Source organism: Rhodospirillaceae bacterium (genome assembly GCA_002728255.1).
GTDB lineage: Bacteria > Pseudomonadota > Alphaproteobacteria > UBA7887 > UBA7887.
This window is the reverse complement of record PBWV01000019.1, coordinates 58,215-75,132: the sequence shown is the minus strand read 5'-3', so window position 1 is coordinate 75,132 and position 16,918 is coordinate 58,215. Positions and strand designations below refer to the sequence as shown.

Annotated in this window: 19 protein-coding genes; 12 read left to right on the top strand and 7 right to left on the bottom strand. The window is 48.7% G+C overall.

The window, feature by feature from the left end; all coding sequences use genetic code 11:
- Positions 1–101 precede the first annotated feature (101 nt).
- The 7 genes from CMM32_04840 (at position 102) to CMM32_04810 (ending at position 5,798) form a co-directional block, all read left to right on the top strand.
- Positions 102–632 (top strand): 3-hydroxyacyl-[acyl-carrier-protein] dehydratase FabA, encoded by a 531-nt coding sequence (locus CMM32_04840; GenBank protein ID MBT06227.1) that lies wholly within the window; start codon positions 102–104, stop codon positions 630–632.
- A 3-nt stretch (positions 633–635) separates the two neighbouring features.
- The gene (locus tag CMM32_04835) at positions 636–1,862 is read left to right on the top strand and encodes a beta-ketoacyl-[acyl-carrier-protein] synthase I (GenBank protein ID MBT06226.1); all 1,227 of its coding nucleotides are present in this window, start codon (positions 636–638) and stop codon (positions 1,860–1,862) included.
- 73 nt (positions 1,863–1,935) lie between these two features.
- Complete coding sequence (locus CMM32_04830) at positions 1,936–2,685, top strand: enoyl-[acyl-carrier-protein] reductase FabI (protein ID MBT06225.1); 750 nt, start codon at positions 1,936–1,938, stop codon at positions 2,683–2,685.
- A gap of 107 nt (positions 2,686–2,792) precedes the next feature.
- The gene (locus CMM32_04825) at positions 2,793–3,203 is read left to right on the top strand and encodes a transcriptional repressor (GenBank protein MBT06224.1); all 411 of its coding nucleotides are present in this window, start codon (positions 2,793–2,795) and stop codon (positions 3,201–3,203) included.
- A gap of 150 nt (positions 3,204–3,353) precedes the next feature.
- Positions 3,354–3,770 (top strand): rubrerythrin, encoded by a 417-nt coding sequence (locus CMM32_04820; protein ID MBT06223.1) that lies wholly within the window; start codon positions 3,354–3,356, stop codon positions 3,768–3,770.
- A gap of 82 nt (positions 3,771–3,852) precedes the next feature.
- Complete coding sequence (locus tag CMM32_04815) at positions 3,853–5,208, top strand: glycerol-3-phosphate dehydrogenase (protein ID MBT06222.1); 1,356 nt, start codon at positions 3,853–3,855, stop codon at positions 5,206–5,208.
- Positions 5,205–5,798 (top strand): hypothetical protein, encoded by a 594-nt coding sequence (locus tag CMM32_04810; protein ID MBT06221.1) that lies wholly within the window; start codon positions 5,205–5,207, stop codon positions 5,796–5,798. Before CMM32_04815 ends, CMM32_04810 begins: the two co-directional genes overlap by 4 nt.
- Positions 5,799–5,815: 17 nt before the next feature.
- On the opposite strand, the gene CMM32_04805 is transcribed toward CMM32_04810, so the two are convergent.
- Positions 5,816–6,346 carry a hypothetical protein gene (locus CMM32_04805; protein MBT06220.1) on the bottom strand — a complete coding sequence of 177 codons (531 nt, stop codon included), beginning with the start codon at positions 6,344–6,346 and terminating at the stop codon, positions 5,816–5,818.
- A gap of 120 nt (positions 6,347–6,466) precedes the next feature.
- On the opposite strand from CMM32_04805, the gene CMM32_04800 reads away from it, so the two are divergent.
- Positions 6,467–7,453: a D-glycerate dehydrogenase gene (locus tag CMM32_04800; GenBank protein MBT06219.1), complete on the top strand. Its 987-nt coding sequence runs from the start codon at positions 6,467–6,469 to the stop codon at positions 7,451–7,453.
- 58 nt (positions 7,454–7,511) lie between these two features.
- On the opposite strand, the gene CMM32_04795 is transcribed toward CMM32_04800, so the two are convergent.
- The 6 genes from CMM32_04795 to ubiE all read right to left on the bottom strand — a co-directional run bounded on the left by CMM32_04795 (position 7,512) and on the right by ubiE (position 12,885).
- Entirely contained in the window at positions 7,512–7,943 is a 432-nt protein-coding gene (locus CMM32_04795; GenBank protein MBT06218.1) for a hypothetical protein, read from the bottom strand.
- 6 nt (positions 7,944–7,949) lie between these two features.
- Positions 7,950–8,774, bottom strand: a complete 825-nt coding sequence (locus tag CMM32_04790) for an adenylyltransferase (protein ID MBT06217.1) — start codon at positions 8,772–8,774, stop codon at positions 7,950–7,952.
- Positions 8,761–9,249 carry a dUTP diphosphatase gene (locus tag CMM32_04785; protein MBT06216.1) on the bottom strand — a complete coding sequence of 163 codons (489 nt, stop codon included), beginning with the start codon at positions 9,247–9,249 and terminating at the stop codon, positions 8,761–8,763. The genes CMM32_04790 and CMM32_04785 overlap by 14 nt, the downstream gene beginning before the upstream one ends.
- Entirely contained in the window at positions 9,246–10,457 is a 1,212-nt protein-coding gene (coaBC, locus tag CMM32_04780; GenBank protein MBT06215.1) for a bifunctional phosphopantothenoylcysteine decarboxylase/phosphopantothenate--cysteine ligase CoaBC, read from the bottom strand. Before coaBC ends, CMM32_04785 begins: the two co-directional genes overlap by 4 nt.
- Before the next feature lie 121 nt (positions 10,458–10,578).
- A complete protein-coding gene (gene ubiB / locus CMM32_04775) occupies positions 10,579–12,096 on the bottom strand; it encodes a 2-polyprenylphenol 6-hydroxylase (GenBank protein ID MBT06214.1) in 1,518 nt (505 codons plus the stop codon).
- Between the two features lie 15 nt (positions 12,097–12,111).
- A complete protein-coding gene (gene ubiE / locus CMM32_04770; protein MBT06213.1) occupies positions 12,112–12,885 on the bottom strand; it encodes a bifunctional demethylmenaquinone methyltransferase/2-methoxy-6-polyprenyl-1,4-benzoquinol methylase in 774 nt (257 codons plus the stop codon).
- A 68-nt stretch (positions 12,886–12,953) separates the two neighbouring features.
- Between ubiE and CMM32_04765 the strand changes: the two genes are divergently transcribed.
- The 4 genes from CMM32_04765 (at position 12,954) to CMM32_04750 (ending at position 16,909) form a co-directional block, all read left to right on the top strand.
- Positions 12,954–13,778, top strand: coding sequence for a DNA-formamidopyrimidine glycosylase (locus tag CMM32_04765; GenBank protein ID MBT06212.1), 825 nt, complete (start codon positions 12,954–12,956; stop codon positions 13,776–13,778).
- A 105-nt stretch (positions 13,779–13,883) separates the two neighbouring features.
- A complete protein-coding gene (locus CMM32_04760; GenBank protein ID MBT06211.1) occupies positions 13,884–14,657 on the top strand; it encodes an enoyl-CoA hydratase in 774 nt (257 codons plus the stop codon).
- A gap of 109 nt (positions 14,658–14,766) precedes the next feature.
- A complete protein-coding gene (locus tag CMM32_04755; GenBank protein ID MBT06210.1) occupies positions 14,767–15,027 on the top strand; it encodes a 30S ribosomal protein S20 in 261 nt (86 codons plus the stop codon).
- 490 nt (positions 15,028–15,517) lie between these two features.
- Positions 15,518–16,909, top strand: coding sequence for a chromosomal replication initiator protein DnaA (locus tag CMM32_04750; protein ID MBT06209.1), 1,392 nt, complete (start codon positions 15,518–15,520; stop codon positions 16,907–16,909).
- Positions 16,910–16,918 lie beyond the last annotated feature (9 nt).

Sequence of the window (16,918 nt, the reverse complement as noted above, 5' to 3'; positions counted from 1 at the left end):
TCATGTAGTATGGCGGCCCCTCCCCTGGGGTGTCGTTAGGGGTTAAGAAGTAAGTCAAAAGTGGTTAAGGTATTGTTAATGGAACGTATGGAATCTTGACGTTGGACTGGCAGAAATCTTGTTATGAGCTAACCGACCTTCTGAGATGTGCCCGCGGCGAGCTCTTCGGTCCGGGCAACGCACGGTTACCCTTGCCGCCGATGCTCATGTTTGATCGTATTTCCAATATAGCCGATGAGGGGGGGGCCCATTCTAAGGGGCGGGCAACCGCTGAGTTAAAACTGCGATCAGATTTGTGGTTTTTTGATTGCCACTTCCCCAATGACCCTGTAATGCCTGGATGTCTGGGGTTGGATGCGCTGTGGCAACTTTTAGGCTTTTACCTTGGATGGCTAGGATTGCCTGGGCGCGGCCGGGCCCTCGGTGTTGGCCAAGTTAAATTTTCTGGAGAGGTCTTGCCTGCTGAAGCGACAGTTACGTACGAGATAGACATTAGGCGTGTAATTAACCGCAAATTAGTGTTGGGCATAGCCGATGGTGCCGTTTTGTTAAACGGGAAGAAAATCTACGGAGCTGAGAACCTTCGTGTAGGTTTGTTTGGTTCTATGGATGGCGTTGGGGCAGAGGCGTAAATGGTGCGGCGCGTAGTAGTAACTGGATTGGGTGTAATTTCCAGCATAGGAAATAACAAAACCGAAGTACTAAAGGCGCTTCGTGAAGGTCGCTCTGGCATAGATTTTGCCGAAGAATACGCGGCTATGGGATTCAGAAGCCATGTGCACGGTTCCCTGGATATTGATCTAGATGCAGCAATGGATCGAAGGTTGCGCCGCTTTATGGGTGATGGGGCTGCATACAATTACTTGGCAATGGACCAGGCAATAAAAGATGCAGGTCTAGAGAGCAGGGAGGTTTCAAATCCCCGGACGGGAATGGTTATGGGGTCGGGCGGTCCATCGACAAAGAATCTAGTAGATGCCGCCGATATACTCAGGGAAAAAAAGGAATCGAAAAAGGTTGGCCCTTTCATGGTGCCCCGTACGATGTCCAGCACCAACTCAGCGACGCTTGCTACACCATTCAAAATTAAGGGACATAGCTACTCTATAAGCTCGGCCTGTGCAACCAGCGCTCATTGTATTGGGCATGCTGCTGAGCTCATACAGTTGGGCAAACAAGATCTGGTGTTTGCGGGTGGTGGCGAGGAGCTCCACTGGAGTTTGTCAGTTCTTTTTGATGCAATGCCGGCCTTGTCGTCAAAGTATAATGGTACGCCGACCAAAGCCTCCCGGCCTTACGATATAGATAGGGACGGATTCGTAATTTCGGGTGGCGGGGGAGTGGTCGTTTTAGAGGATGCAGAAAGAGCGATCGCGCGCGGAGCAAAAATTTACGGCGAACTGACTGGTTATGGAGTAACTTCGGATGGTTTTGATATGGTTCAGCCTTCGGGNGAAGGGGCAGTGCGCTGTATGAGAATGGCGTTGCCCAGCAGTGGGGCTAAGGTTGATTATTTAAATACTCATGGGACTGGAACGCCAGTGGGGGACAAAAAGGAGCTTGGTGCTATTAAGGAAGTTTTTGGCGATGGGAAATCAGTGCCGTATTTTAGTTCGACTAAATCTTTGACTGGTCATTCTCTCGGCGCGACGGGGGTTCACGAGGCGATTTACTCCCTCCTGATGATGGAGGGGGGGTTTATTACAGCTTCTGCGAATGTTGATAAGCTAGAGCCTGAGGCAGCAGATATGCCGCTAGTCGTGGAGCTAAAAGAAGGTATGAACCTTGAGACAATTATGTCTAACAGTTTTGGGTTTGGTGGGACAAATGTGTCCCTGGCCTTTTCCCGTTTTGAAACCTAACTAGGTTAGACGGCGGTTCCATAAAGTGAATGGCTCTTTAAGCCAATTGTTAAAGGGCAAAAAAGGCCTAGTTATGGGCGTGGCTAATGATCGTTCCATTGCGTGGACGGCNGCTGCTGCTGCCAGCCGTGCCGGTGCACGACTCGCTTTCACCTACCAAAATCATGCGATGGCCCGGAGGGTTGTTCCCCTTGCTGAGAGTCTTGGAGCAGAAATCACAATTCCTTGTGACGTAGCCGACGGAGATGAAATCGATTCGGCATTTGATACCATTTCGGAGCATTGGAACAGTATAGATTTTGTGGTGCATGCCATTGCTTTCTCGGATCGAAATGAACTCAAGGGCAGGTATGTCGATGCAAGTCGAGAGAACATGCTGAATAGCCTGTTGGTGTCCTGTTATTCTTTTACTCGTGTGGCGCAGAGAGCCGCATCTATGGCAAATTTTGGTGCGAGCTTGGTCACCTATACTTTTGAGGGATCTCGTCATGTGGTTCCCAGTTACAACGTAATGGGAGTGGCCAAGGCTGCTCTTGAGCAAAGCGTTTGTTACCTTGCCGCTGATTTGGGTTCGGCAGGTATACGGGTTAATGCTATTTCATCTGGGCCGATGCGCACTCTCTCAGGAGCTGCGATAGGTGCGGGACGAGCTATACATNGCTGGGCTCGCCAGAACTCGGCTCTGCGGCGGGATCTCGAGNCAAATGATGTTGCTAATACGAGCTTATACTTGTTGAGTGAACTGTCCTCTGGAGTNACAGGCGAGGTGCATCACGTTGACAACGGCAACAATATAGTGGGGGTGACTCCCCGCGGATGCTAAACTCAGAGCTAAATTAAAGCTAGGATTTAATCCAGTGACCTTGATTTTGCCCTCTTGCTGTGTTGGACCCCAACTGTCACACTGGTGTCAAAACACGTGGTATTGGAATGATTTTTTCAGACGGACGTTTTGATGCTAAGGCCCTGCTTCAGGGCTCTAATATCCGGCCGACCCGGCAAAGATTGGGTTTGGCAAGCTTGCTGTTCGGGAAGAAAAATCGGCATGTCACCGCGGAAGCTCTGCACCAAGAAGCCAACGATCGTGGGCTGCGAATGGCGCTGGCTACAGTCTACAATAGCCTCCATTCCTTTACGAACGCTGGGCTCCTGCGTGAGGTGGTTGTGGATGCTGGCTGTAGATATTTTGATACGAACGTTAGTCATCACCATCATTTGCTCAGGGAGCAAACGGGCGAGCTAGTTGATGTAGATCCGGGCCAGTTAGAAGTCCGAGGCATCCCGGACTTGCCTCGGGGGACCTCTGTTAGTCAAATTGATGTCGTGATACGAATAAAGTAGAAAGTTTGAAGCCCTATAAGTTTAGAATAATTCTAAAAATATTGACTAGGCTTTGAGGGCGTTGCATAGTGGNCTAGGATCGCTGGCAAATCTTTCGTTTTTTTGTCGTTGGTCGATATTTCTAATTTTTTGAGAAGGGAACCTTTTGTCATGAGTCTAGCNGGAACTAAAACTGAACAGAACCTTAAGGATGCCTTTGCGGGCGAATCGCAAGCTAACCGCCGGTATTTGTTTTTTGCCCAAAAGGCAGACGTGGAGGGATTTAATGATGTATCGGCTGTGTTTCGTTCCACGGCTGAAGGAGAAACGGGGCATGCCTTTGGGCATCTCGAGTTTCTAACTGAGACTGGTGACCCGGCAACTGGCCAACCAATCGGAACCACGGCAGACAATTTAAGAGCAGCGGTCGCGGGTGAGACCCATGAATACACAGATATGTACCCTAGTATGGCTAAGGCGGCTCGTGAAGAGGGCTTCGAGGAGATTGCTGATTGGTTTGAGACTCTGGCTAAGGCCGAAAAATCCCATGCCGGCAGGTTCCAGAAATCTCTTGATGGATTGGGGTAATCTGGGTTTGGCCTGGCCAAAGAGTTTTGTTTTCTGGGCTCCGTTGCCTTGAAGTGAATACATAATAGCTAGGGATCTACCTATGGAAGGTGGCCTCGGAGCCCCAGTGAGAAATCCTCATGGCCTTGATCGGCCAGATTATCTTGATGAGGCTGACTTTGAGCTGGAGGCTCGCCGGGNATTTGATATTTGTCACGGATGTAGACGCTGTTTCAACTTGTGTGGGAGTTTTCCACGACTATTTGATTTAGTTGATTCCTGTGAGACCGGGGAAGTCGATGGGGTGGTCGCCTCTGACTTCGGGAAGGTCATGGATGCTTGTACCCTTTGTGATATGTGTTTTATGGCTNCGTGCCCATACGTTCCTCCTCACGAATTTAACCTCGACTTCCCCCACTTGGTTGTACGATACAGGGCCATACAAAATTCTAAAGGGTTTGGGTCTTTCATAGATAGGGAGCTCGCAAAAACTGATCGAAATGGACGGCTTGCTAGGCCGATCTGGCGGCTTGTTAACTGGCTTACTGGTACTGGNAATAGAATTAGCAGACTGATTCTGGAATGGTTGGCTTCTATTCACCGTGAGGCAANTTTACCTAAATATTTTAGTGGAAAGTTTTCTGGTAGGAACGAGGCGGGGGTGCTTCCAACCAACACTGGGGCTCCGGCGTTTGGTCGGAAGGTGGTTATATTTTCCACGTGCTTCGTAACCTATAATAATCCAAGGATCTGTAAATTGTTTCGGCAGGTACTCGCCTTAAATGGAGTTGAGTCGGAGATTGTTTATCCGGGTTGTTGTGGAATGCCTCAGTTGGAAAGGGGCGATCTCGGAGCGGTTAGCGCCAATGCGCATCGTATTACCCGCGAACTCGCCGGTTGGATAGAAAAGGGTTACTCGGTAGTAGCCCTAGTGCCCAGTTGTGCGCTCATGCTAAAGTTTGAGTGGCCTTTGATATTGCCGGAAGATCCAACGGTTCGTTTAGTGAGTGCCAACACAGCTGACTTATCCGAATATATAGTTGATATAGCTAAAAATGAAGGATTGGGGGTGGAGTTGGAGAGCTTGAATGAGGATGTNACCCTGCAATTAGCGTGCCATTCTCGTGCTCAAAATATGGGCATCAAAGGGGCGGAAATGTTGCGCCTAATCCCTGGTCTGGATCTCACCATCGTGGAGCGGTGTTCGGGCCACGGTGGTCTTTGGGGTGTAAAACAGGCGAATTTTGATACTGCAATCAAGACTGGGAGAGCTGCCGCCCGGCAGGTAATGCAAAAGGGAAGCTTGTTTGTGGCTTCTGAGTGCCCTCTCGCTTGTGATCACCTCCGCCAGGGGATTGAAAAACTCAATCCCGGCGCGCAGCCGCAGAGCAAGTTCGGTCACCCTTTAGAACTATTTGCTAAAGCTTGTGGGATTGAGGAGGTAAGTCGAGAGCCATGACTAGAAGGGAAATTTCACTTAAAGACGTAATCCCTATGTCGGAATTTGGAAAGACAAGAGCAGAACATAGAAGAAACCTAATGCCCGTAAAACGGAGGCGACGGGTGGGCGTAGGACCATGGGCCACCTTTTATTTTGAGAGTTATGAGACTATGTGGTTCCAGGTGCATGAAATGCTGTGGATTGANGGGGGTGGGGATACGCAAATCCCGGGTGAGTTGGCGGCTTATAATCCGTTGATTCCCAAAGGTCGGGAACTAGTGGCGACCCTCATGTTTGAAATAGAGGATCCAGGTGAAAGAGTGCGCCTGCTGACAAATCTGGTGGGTGTAGAAAAAACAATTTTTCTCACCATGGCGGGGCAACGAATACTGGGCCTAGTTGAAGAGGAGGTAGGACAAGCAAGATCAGATAGGAAGGTCTCAGCTGTGCAATTCGTGCACTTTCCTTTTACAGACGATCAGGTTACATCTTTTCTAAATGGTTCTGAATCGGTTACGCTACAAATCGATCACCCTGCATATAGCCATGGATCGGAATTAGGTAAAGACGTGCGAAATGAGCTGGCACTCGATTTTGATGCGGCTTAAAAAATATTTTGGCCCGATCATCTAGTCAGCCTTTCGCCTGGATAGACTCCCCATATTTGATCACGTCTGATCCAACCACGGTAGGGTTCAAAGTGGATGCGACACCAGGTTTTTGTGCAGTCGAGAAGTTTGCCATATGCTCCTGCCTCGATTTTTGCTATTGCCGCAGATGATGCTTCCGGCTTTCGATGAAGTTTAAGCTCATCTTTCACATGCTCTTTTTGTAAAACAATAGCAAAACGCTTTCCTGACAGCATCACGCTATGAATCCAACCTTCTACGTTATCTACGTCTCTAATTAGCCTCCAGTGGTCGAACTCGTCGATTACTTCAACTGGAAAGCCTTTGCGAAGATATACCCAGTTTATTGGATATTGATCACCCGGACCAGCTCTTGCAAAAACTCGATCATCTTTAAGGCTCACGAACCGAGGGATCGGTAGTCCACTCTCTGCATCCGAGTGGCCTGGTGATACAAATACCAAGCCACTAAAGACTAAAGCTAAAGGTATATTCTTAAGTTTCTTCAGCAAAATGTCAGAGGCCATATTGGGTTTCAGCTGTTATGCTTGAATTAGAGGACTGAGTATGAAAACAATTATAGACTGGTAGCTATAATATTAACCAGCTTAGACTGAGAGTTTTTGATGGAAATGGTCGTAAATTAGATGTTGAAAGATCCAAAGGTGGTTGTAACCCGGCGGCTTCCAGAGCGGATAGAAGCGCGAATGAAGGAGTTATTTGATGCAGAGCTCCGGGATCCCGATGGCCCAATGTCTAGATCAGAGCTTTTCAATGCTGTGGCGAGAGCAGATGTATTGGTGCCCACCGTTACTGATCGAATCGATGAAGAGGTGCTCGAGTACGCTGGTAACCAATTAAAACTAATTGCAAATTTTGGGGCCGGGGTAGATAACATCGATCTCAAGGCCACTGGGAGAAAAGGCATTGTGGTCACTAATACCCCCGGGGTTTTGACGGAGGACACGGCGGATATGACTATGGCAATGATCCTTGCCGTACCTCGCCGTGTGGTGGAGGGAGAGAGACTAGTGTCCTCTAATCAGTGGGAAGGCTGGGGACCCAGCACAATGCTGGGACATCGGATTTGGGGAAAGCGCTTAGGGATCATAGGGATGGGCCAGATAGGAACCGCGGTGGCCCGGCGAGCGCAGGGCTTTGGTCTTTCCATTCATTATCATAACCGGAATAGGCTCCCCATCAGTGCCGAAGAGGAGCTAGAGGCAACCTATTGGGAGAGTCTTGATCAGATGTTGGCTCACATGGATATAGTTTCTGTTAACTGTCCCCGCACTCCAGCCACTTATCATCTGCTTTCTACTGGGCGTTTGTCTTTAATGAAGCCAGACGCCTATCTGGTTAACACATCTCGTGGAGAGGTCGTGGATGAGGCCGCACTTGCTNCCATGCTGAGGCANCGGAAATTAGCTGGGGCTGCTCTTGATGTGTTTGAGCACGAACCGGCTATAAACAAGGAACTAAAAGAGTTGAGTAATGTGCTTCTTTTGCCTCATATGGGTTCCGCTACTATCGAAGGAAGGNTCGATATGGGAGAGAAGGTGCTAATCAATATACGCACCTTTGTTGATGGGCATAGACCCCCAGACAGAGTTATTGCTAAGCTTATCGAATAAAAAGCAGGGTAACTGCCAGCTAAAACATATTACTGATGGAGCNTTGGCAAGGCCGGGATTAGATGAAGACAATATTGCCTTCCGTTTCGGTACTGTTAAGGAAAGTCACAAGGCCGCCGGGTTCAAAGTGTAGATCTTTTCGCAATTCGTCTGCCTGGATACCTTCGGCCTTTAGCCCCATTTCGCAGACAAGGAATTTAACACCCATGGAACTGCAGGCCGCAAACAATTCTTCGAATCCGGCTATCCCCCTACTTTGATTTGTTGCATCCTGGCCAACACCCTCAGTGTCTGCTTTTACATTAGTGAAGGTCCCCCAACCCGGAACTCCAGAGCTATCCATAGTCACTGCTCGAATGGCGCCCATTGTAAACATTATAGTTACGTTCATGTTAGTAGCGGAGGCGGCCGCTGCAGTTGCGAGGGCATAGTGAACTTTTCCAAAGTCGCTAGAAAAGGCGATGATTGAGAGAGATTTTGGTTTAGCCATATTATTTTACTCAGAGTGCTCTGACAGATTGATAATGCTTGGGGTTTCCCCACACAGAGGGCANTTTGGGTCTGGTTTAACCTTTACCTTGCGCCAAGTTGTATCTAGTCCGTCATAGATCAGCAGATAGCCAGAAAGGCTGTTTCCGATCCCCAGCAGCTCTTTGAGTGCTTCTAGAGACTGGGTGGAGCCCACAACTCCGCCGAGGGCTCCAAAGACTCCTCCTTCTGAGCAGGACGGGATTAAACCGGGTGGAGGTGGCGCAGGAAATATACAGNGGTAACATGGGTTGCCATTACCGAGGTAGGGTTTATAGGTAGCTATCTGTCCTTCAAAGCGAAGAATGGCGGCGGAAATTAGAGTTTTAGATGAAAAATAGCAGGCATCATTGAGTAAAAAGCGAGTTGAGAAGTTATCGCTGCCGTCAAGAACCAAGTCATAATTAGACAATAGCTGACGGACGTTTTGGACGTTAAGCCGTTCGGANTAAGGTACTATTTCAATTTCAGGATTCAGTTCTTTGACAGTGTGTTTCGCACTGTCCACTTTGGCCATCCCAAGCCTTGCTGTAGTATGAAGTATTTGCCTTTGAAGGTTGGAAACGTCAACAATGTCGTCGTCAACTAGCCCAATTTCCCCAACACCCGCGGCAGCTAGGTACATTACTGCTGGAGACCCTAGCCCNCCAGCCCCGACGACAAGCACTTTTGAGTTTATAAGTTTCGTTTGGCCAATACCTCCTACTTCGGGGAGGATAATATGCCGGGCATACCTTTCTATCTGCGGGGCAGTTAGCCGCACGGAGCCCCNTGTGGTGTTATTTTTTTGCATATCGTTTGTCTTCTGAGGTAGCTCCGGTCGACCCGAAGCCCCCGTCATTCCGGATGCTTTTCGGCAGGCTTTCAATTTCTTGCCAGAGCACGTGTGTAATCGGTGCGACGACGAGTTGGGCAATTCGCATCCCGCGCACAATTGTCTGAGCCTTCTCACCAAAATTTGCTAAAATTACATTGATTTCCCCTCTGTAGTCCGAATCTATGGTGCCGGGGCTGTTAAGCACAGTTAACCCCTCCTTGAGGGCTAGCCCTGATCTTGGTCGAACCTGAGCTTCATAACCATTTGGAAGGGCGATAGCGAAGCCAGTTGGAACTTTTACCCTGCACATCGGGTTTAGGGTTATGGGTTCTTTCGGAGCAGCTTCTAGGTCCATCCCGGCACAGCCTTCTGTCATATAGGTGGGGCAACGATTATTTAGAGCATTAGGTAAACGCTTAATGGAAATCGTTAGGCTGAATGGTTTGGTCATAAGCGTTTGTTGCTTTCCAACTGGCGGACAATTTTCTTAGCTAAACGATCAGCAACGGCAGTTTTGCTAATTTGTGGCCATTCCTCTACACCTAAATTATCGACTAAATGGACTTTGTTATCTGTTCCACCGAAAACTGTTGTTCCGTTTGAAACGTCGTTAGCTATAATCCAGTCACAGCCCTTGGCTGCCCGTTTNTTAGTGGCGTTTTCAATAACATTTTCAGTTTCGGCTGCAAACCCTACGACTAGTTCCGGGCGGTTTTCGTTCTGTGCACTGATGTGTTTGAGAATGTCAGCGTTTTCCACTAGCTTAAGAGTTTTAGTAGTGTTTCCCCNTTTAATTTTCTCTTCAGCCGTCGCTCCTACTCGCCAGTCGCCGACTGCGGCAGCACAAACAGCAACATCCACTGGAAGACAATTCAGACAGGCCTCCATCATTTCCTTGGCGGTTGTTATCCTGATGATAGTTGCGCCTGTCGGGTCGGGCTCATGAGTGGGCCCGGTTACTAGGGTTACTTTTGCGCCATACTGAACTAAGGCTTGAGCGATGGCGTGTCCTTGCTTGCCAGAGGAGTAATTGCCAATGTAGCGAACTGGGTCAATGGGCTCATATGTTGGACCAGAGGTCACGAGGGCAGTGACTGATCCTAATCTACCTTCTTCATGGTTCAGTAAACTTTCTACTCTTTCCAGAATCTGCCCAGTCTCTGCCATGCGGCCTGTTCCTATCTCACCACAGGCTAAGTCTCCGGCATTTGGGGGAAGGAATTGTGTGCCATCCCGCACTAGCTGACTTAGATTTCTCTGGGTGGCTGGGTGTTGCCACATTCGCTCGTTCATAGAGGGAACGAAGAGAACGGGTTTATCCGTAGCCAGAAGAATGGTGCTGGCTAAATCATCACCAATCCCGTTAGCTGTTTTCGCTATTAGATTTGCTGTGGCGGGAGCAACTACAACAAGGTCCGCTTCTCTCGAAAGCCGTATGTGTCCCATCTCTTGCTCATCCGTCAGAGAGAATAGATCGGTGTAGACCTTCTTTCCGCTTAGGGCGCCTAAAGATAACGGGGTTACAAATTTACTCCCAGCAGTGGTGAGTATGCATTGCACCCCAATTTGTCTCTCATCGAGCCTCCGGATAAGGTCCAGGGTTTTGTAGGCGGCGATCCCACCCGAGACAATAAGCAAAATGTTTCTGCTATCTGTCATATGTCCAGCACATTTCAGTGGCTTTCACCAATAGGCCCTATGTTGTTAGTGGCTCCATTGCATTGATATTNGGCTCCTAGGGTACGGCCCTGAGAGCATTTTAGCAACAACAGCCAGACCTTTACCCTAAGAGGGTAACTAGTACAAGAAACCAGATACCTATTGCCGTGAGCCAGAAGGGTAATTTTAGGCCACGGGTCGGTTGAGCCGTCCGTTGGGATGCTGGGCCTTTGCCGGCGGCTGTCACTGCGAGAGCCGCCTCGAATTTTGATAAAAGGTGGGGGCTGTGGCGAACCAGCTCTTGTAAAGTCTTAGCGGCTTCTCCGAGTTGAGTTTCGGGCGCAGTTCTAATTTTAACCCAATTTTCGATAAGAGGGTGGACAACTTCCCATATATCTAGGGAAGGATTCAGGTTTCTGGCTGTGCCCTCCGCCATCACGACCACTTTTTGCAGTAAAAGGAGGTGAGGTTGTGTCTCCATGCCGAATGTGTCCGTAACCTGGAACAAATGACCGAGAAGGCTCCCCACGGAAATGTCAGCCGCGGGCATATTGAGAATCGGCTCTGCTATCGAGCGCAGGGCTAGACTAAACGCAGTCATAGATGTGTCCGGCGGTACGTAACCGGCTTTTATGTGAAGTTGGGCCGCGCGGTCGTACTGGCGGGTAAAAATACAAAGCAGGGTTTCGGCGATATAGATCCGAGACTGCATATCAAGCCGTCCCATGATGCCAAAGTCGACTGCTTGTATATTCCCGTCTCTATCTACCAATAAATTTCCTGGATGAGGGTCACCATGAAAAAAACCATCGCGGAATATCTGTGTGAACATGGCACGAGAGGCGTGCTGCAATACTTTATCCATGCAAAAGTTATTTTCTAGGTATTTGATCTCGTCGATGGGTGTACCCGAAACGCGGCTAGTCGTTAGTACCCGGCGGCTAGTATATTTCCAGAAGATCTTCGGAACATTGTAAGTGGGATCGGTCTTAAAGTTTTCGTGAAGNTCTGCGGCCGCTGCCGCCTCCAGACGAAGGTCCATCTCAATTCTGGTCGTTTCGGCAAGGGTCTCCACGGCTTCCCCCAGCCGGAGACGTTTCAAAGTAGGCCGCAGGGAAGTGGCCAGCTGCGCAGTCCATCGCAATAACTCCAAGTCACGTGAGAAAGCCTTTTCTATATCAGGCCGTAGTATTTTTATGGCAACTTTTTCCCCCATCAACGTGGTAGCAAAATGAACTTGAGCGATGGACGCAGCAGCGATTGGCGTGTCTTCAAAGCTTGAAAAAAGCTGTTCAATGGGCTCCCCAAGTTCTTTTGAAATAGTGTTCTTGGCTTGTTCTGCAGGAAATGAAGGTAAACGATCCCTAAGTTTTGCCAATTCATGGGTTATCTCTGGTCCGAAAAGATCGGCTCGGGTTGAAACGGCTTGTCCCAATTTTATGAAAGTAGGCCCTGCGAGAATGGCCACTTTTGCCAACCTTTCACCTAAGCTCAGGTTATTGTTGCCGCGTGCTATGAACCTAAGTGCTCGCAACAAGTATCTAGGCACATTAGTGGGTTCCAGTACTTCCAAGGCGTCATTGCGGGCAAGGAGCCAACCAAGATATGCTAGACGAGTTGTATTTCTAATAACTTGCATGTTTCGTGCTGTTTGCTAACTCCGCCAAGCGCTGTGGAGGCTTGCTATTCCAGCTGAGAGGCTCCGGGCCTTGATGCCCGCAAAGCCTTGGGCAGTTAACAAGCTTGTAATTTGACCTGACTTGTGGAAGCGACGGATGCTCTCCACGAGATAGGTATAGGGCTCTACATCTTTTGTAACTTGTTTAGCTATGACAGGAATGATCCGTTGGGAATAAAGGTTGTAAAGAGGTTGGAGGGCTGGGACAATGTCTGGTGTAAACTCAAGTATCAGGAGCCTACCCCCTGGTTTCAATACCCGGTATATTTCTGCCAGAGCTTTTTCAGGGTGGGTCATATTGCGTAGCCCAAACGACAGTGTACAGGCGTCAAAATGCGCATTTGGGAAGGGAAGTTGTTCGCCGTTGCCGCACATCCAATTAAGCTTGTCCAGGTGGCCTCTGTCCCAGGCCCTGTCTCGACCAACCTTTAGCATTTCAAAGTTGATATCACAAACTGTTACTTGTCCCAGCCTACCTGNCTTTCTTTGCAANGCGGATATTGCTATATCGCCGGATCCGCCTGCAAGGTCCAGTAGTTCGGGTACAGGGTATTCCAGTAGTGAACTAACCAGTCTCCGTTTCCAGTGGCGATGTAAACCGCCACTCATGAGGTCGTTCATAAGGTCGTAACGACCTGCTACGCTATTGAAGACTTTGCGAACTAAGGCCTCTTTTTCATCGACAGGCACAGTTCGCTGGCCAAATGTTGCGAAGCCGTCCTTAACATTATGGGTCTGGCTGGCGGTCATATGATAGACCATAGCGCACCAAGGTGAGGAGGGCTACTATGGTTTGTCACAAATAGGGATGCATGACTATGCCTGAACTACCAGAAGTTGAAACCATCCGGCGGGGGCTCTCCAAATCAATATTGAACAAGGCTATCGAGGGCGTAGTTGTTCGACGAACCGATTTTCGCAGGCCTATCACGACTTCGTTTGCAGAGCGGGTANTAGGAAAGATGGTTACATCAATTGATCGCCGCGGAAAATATTTATTGTTGAACCTGAGTGAAGAGTCTGTGGTTATCATCCACCTCGGAATGTCGGGGCGGCTAGTTATTGGTAAGGAGGAAAAACCTGAACGGCACGATCACGTTATTCTTAGTCTCAGTGATGGAACGACGATGAAATTCAACGATCCACGTCGATTTGGGAGTGTGGATTTAACAAAACGTAGGGACCTTATGGAGCATCCTGCTATCCGGTTGTTGGGGGTAGAACCATTGACCAAAGAATTTAACGANTGCTGGCTACGCCACCGGCTCTTAGGGCGTAAGGCTCCAATAAAAAATTTACTGATGGATCAGCGGATAGTGGCTGGTTTGGGAAATATTTATGTCTGTGAGAGCCTTTTTTTGGCAGGAATCTCGCCGAGACGGGCTGGCGCCAACATTAAAGGGGTGCGCCTAGAGCGGCTTGTAGCGGCAATCCGCAAGGTATTAACGGAAGCAATAGAGGCCGGTGGATCGTCCCTTCGTGATTATGTCCAGGCCTCGGGCGAGCTGGGTTACTTCCAGCATTCTTTCAAGGTATACAATAGGGAAGGACAACCTTGCATAAATGGTCCGCTGACCCACTATATCGGGCGTGTCGTTCAATCTAATCGCAGCACTTTTTTTTGTTCGAGCTGCCAACGATAGGCCCAGTGAGATAGTGTTGCGTAATCAAGGCTTCCTATGGAAGTGTTGAGATTGGAAGTATAAATATTGGTAAGTTTGCCAAATAGGAGTGGTGTGCCAATGGGAATGAGTTTTGAAAATATAGTTGTTGAGAAGCGTGGTTCTACTGGGCTTATAAGATTGAATAGGCCGGATGCCTTAAATGCTCTCAGTAGTAGTTTGATCTCCGAGTTGAACCATGTCCTTGATATGTATGAGGCTGACGGCGGTATTGGAGCTATAGTGGTTACAGGCAGCGAGAAAGTTTTCGCTGCTGGGGCTGATATAAAAGAGATGGTTGAGAAAGACTATGCGGAGGCGTTCTCTAACGATTTTATCTCCAAATGGGAACGCATAACTCGCTGCAGAAAACCAGTAATAGCAGCCGTAGCTGGGTACGCCTTAGGGGGTGGATGCGAGTTGGCTTTAATGTGCGATTTTGTAATTGCTGCTGATAATGCAGTGTTTGGCCAACCTGAGATAAGACTGGGAACTTTTCCAGGTTCTGGTGGTACACAGCGTTTACCTAGAATTGTGGGGAAGTCTAAGGCAATGGATATGATTCTTACTGGACGCACTATGGACGCGGAAGAGGCCGAGCGGGCAGGGCTAGTAAGCAGAGTTTATCCACTGTCGGATTTGCTTAAGGAGGTATTGCAAATATCGGAAGAAATTGCAGGATTCTCGATGCCAGCAGTTGCCATGGCCAAAGAGTCCGTCAACCGATCTGCGGAGACAGGTTTGTCGGAGGGAGTTCTCTTTGAGCGAAGACTATTTTATTCGACATTCGCTTTGGAAGATAGGGGAGAAGGTATGCGGGCTTTTATGGAGAAAAGGAAGCCTGTCTTTCAGAATAGGTAGACTTCACTGTTTATGGTGCGTTGACGATTTCCATTAGCTTGTTTATAAGGCGCCCTTCAGCAGAGGTCTATGGCTGCTGCTTTTGTTAATGACAATTAAGTGGGTTTTAATGGCAAATCATAAATCAGCGGAAAAACGAATTCGTCGAAACCTTCGGCGTCGGGCCGTAAATGGCGTCTGGCGTGCCCGCTTGCGAACTTATGTTAAAGGTGTTGAGGAAGCCATTGCAAATGGCGATCGTGAGGCAGCTAAAGTCGCCTTGGCGGCGACCGAGCCCCAGTTGGCTCGAGGGGCACAACGGGGGACCGTGCACCGGAACGCTATGCGGCGGAAACTGTCGCGTTTGTCGGCCCGAATCAGGTCAATGTAATCTTTGGTTTTTGAGTTTTGGCTAAAGAGCNCACCTCTATATAAGCAAAATTTGTCTGTACTCTTTTTGGGTTCTGTCGGCCAAAACTCAGTGTAACCGCCAAGTAGGAAAAATTTTTTTCAAATTTGTGATTTCGCGGCACGATGTTCTTGCGCCTGCGGTTAGCTGTGGGTAATGTGTAACCTCGTTGAGGGAACGTGTAACGGAAGTATAGGTAAGTAATTGCATATACATATATCGTGCTGAATGCGCTATACAGTAGTGTTAAGAGTTATAAAGTGCGAATCCAGACTAGTAAAACCCCGAAGCGNGGCAGGTTTTATTGTGGAGAANCTTGCGAATACTTAACCTTATTGTATCCAGGCGGTTGGATTACTTATGTGTAATGTAAAAGTTTGTATCTATATTGNTAGCCTGGNAAATGTTGACTGTGTGATAACTGGTGCGCCATTTGTCGGGGAAGTCTGTGGTTGAGAGGTCAGATAGCGCAATGGTGGTGGGTCAAGGTATGCTCGCTAAGCAGGGTAGCTGGTTGAGAGTGCGCGACCGGCTGAAATCCGAATTTGGGGCTACTACGTTTGATAATTGGCTGAAAAACATCGACCTAGCTAGTCTTGTTGGGGATGCTCTAGTGTTGAAAGCGCCGTCCCGTTTCACCCGTGACTGGGTAGCCCCTCGTTACGGGGACCGAATTCGGGCTCTGTGGCGGCTGGAAGATCCATCGGTTAACACCGTAGATTTTATAGTGTCTGAGAGTAAGCCGGAGGAGGGGCTAGATTCTGAGCCGAGAGAGAGCAAATCCAGCCTCGGTGGGGTGACTTCGGCAAACGGGACGGCATCCGGTGATACAGAGGACTTAGCTCCACTACTTGATCCGAAACTTACTTTTGGAAACTTTGTTGTAGGAAAGCCCAATGAATTTGCTCACGCCGCTGCAAGGCGGGTAGGCGAGTCGGATGACGTGCCTTTTAATCCATTGTTCATCTATGGGGGTGTTGGCCTGGGTAAGACCCACTTGATGCAAGGAATCGCTTGGCGGTTAAGGCAAAAGCAGCCTGCGCGAAGGGTGATATACCTATCAGCTGAAAAATTTATGTATCGGTTCATTAGGGCCCTGAGGTTTAAGAATATAATGAGTTTTAAGGAGTTATTGCGTTCAGCTGATGTGCTAATGATCGATGATGTGCAATTTATGGATGGTAAAGATGCCACCCAGGAAGAGTTCTTTCACACTTTTAATGCTTTAGTTGATCAAGGGCATCAGATAGTCGTTTCTGGTGATCGATCTCCTGCCGATTTGGAGGGTATGGAAGAGCGTATGCGGTCGCGGTTGGGTTGTGGCTTAGTTGCCGAGGTTCATGCAACTTCCTACGAGCTGCGCCTGGGTATATTGCAGGCCAAGGCAGAAGGATATGCTGGTTCAAAGGTTCCTGATAAAGTTTTGGAATTTCTAGCTCATAAAATAACGTCGAATGTTCGTGAGTTGGAGGGGGCCCTAAACCGGTTGGTCGCCCACTCTACTCTCGTTGGCAGGCCACTTACTTTGGATTCGGCTCAAGATGTTCTCCATGATCTATTGCGGGCCCACAATCGCAGGGTCACCATAGAGGAGATTCAGCGCCGGGTCGCGGATTATTATAATATACGGGTTGCTGAAATGAGTTCCGCCCGTCGGGCACAAATGGTTGCCAGACCGAGACAGGTTGCGATGTTTTTGACAAAGCAGCTTACATCCCGGTCTCTCCCCGAAATAGGNAGGAAATTTGGGAATAGGGACCACACAACTGTTATGCATGCGATTAAGAAGGTTGATCAGCTGTGTAACTCTGATACTGGTTTTGCTGAGGATGTTGAGCTTTTAAGGCGAATGCTGGAATCTTAACCTGAATCA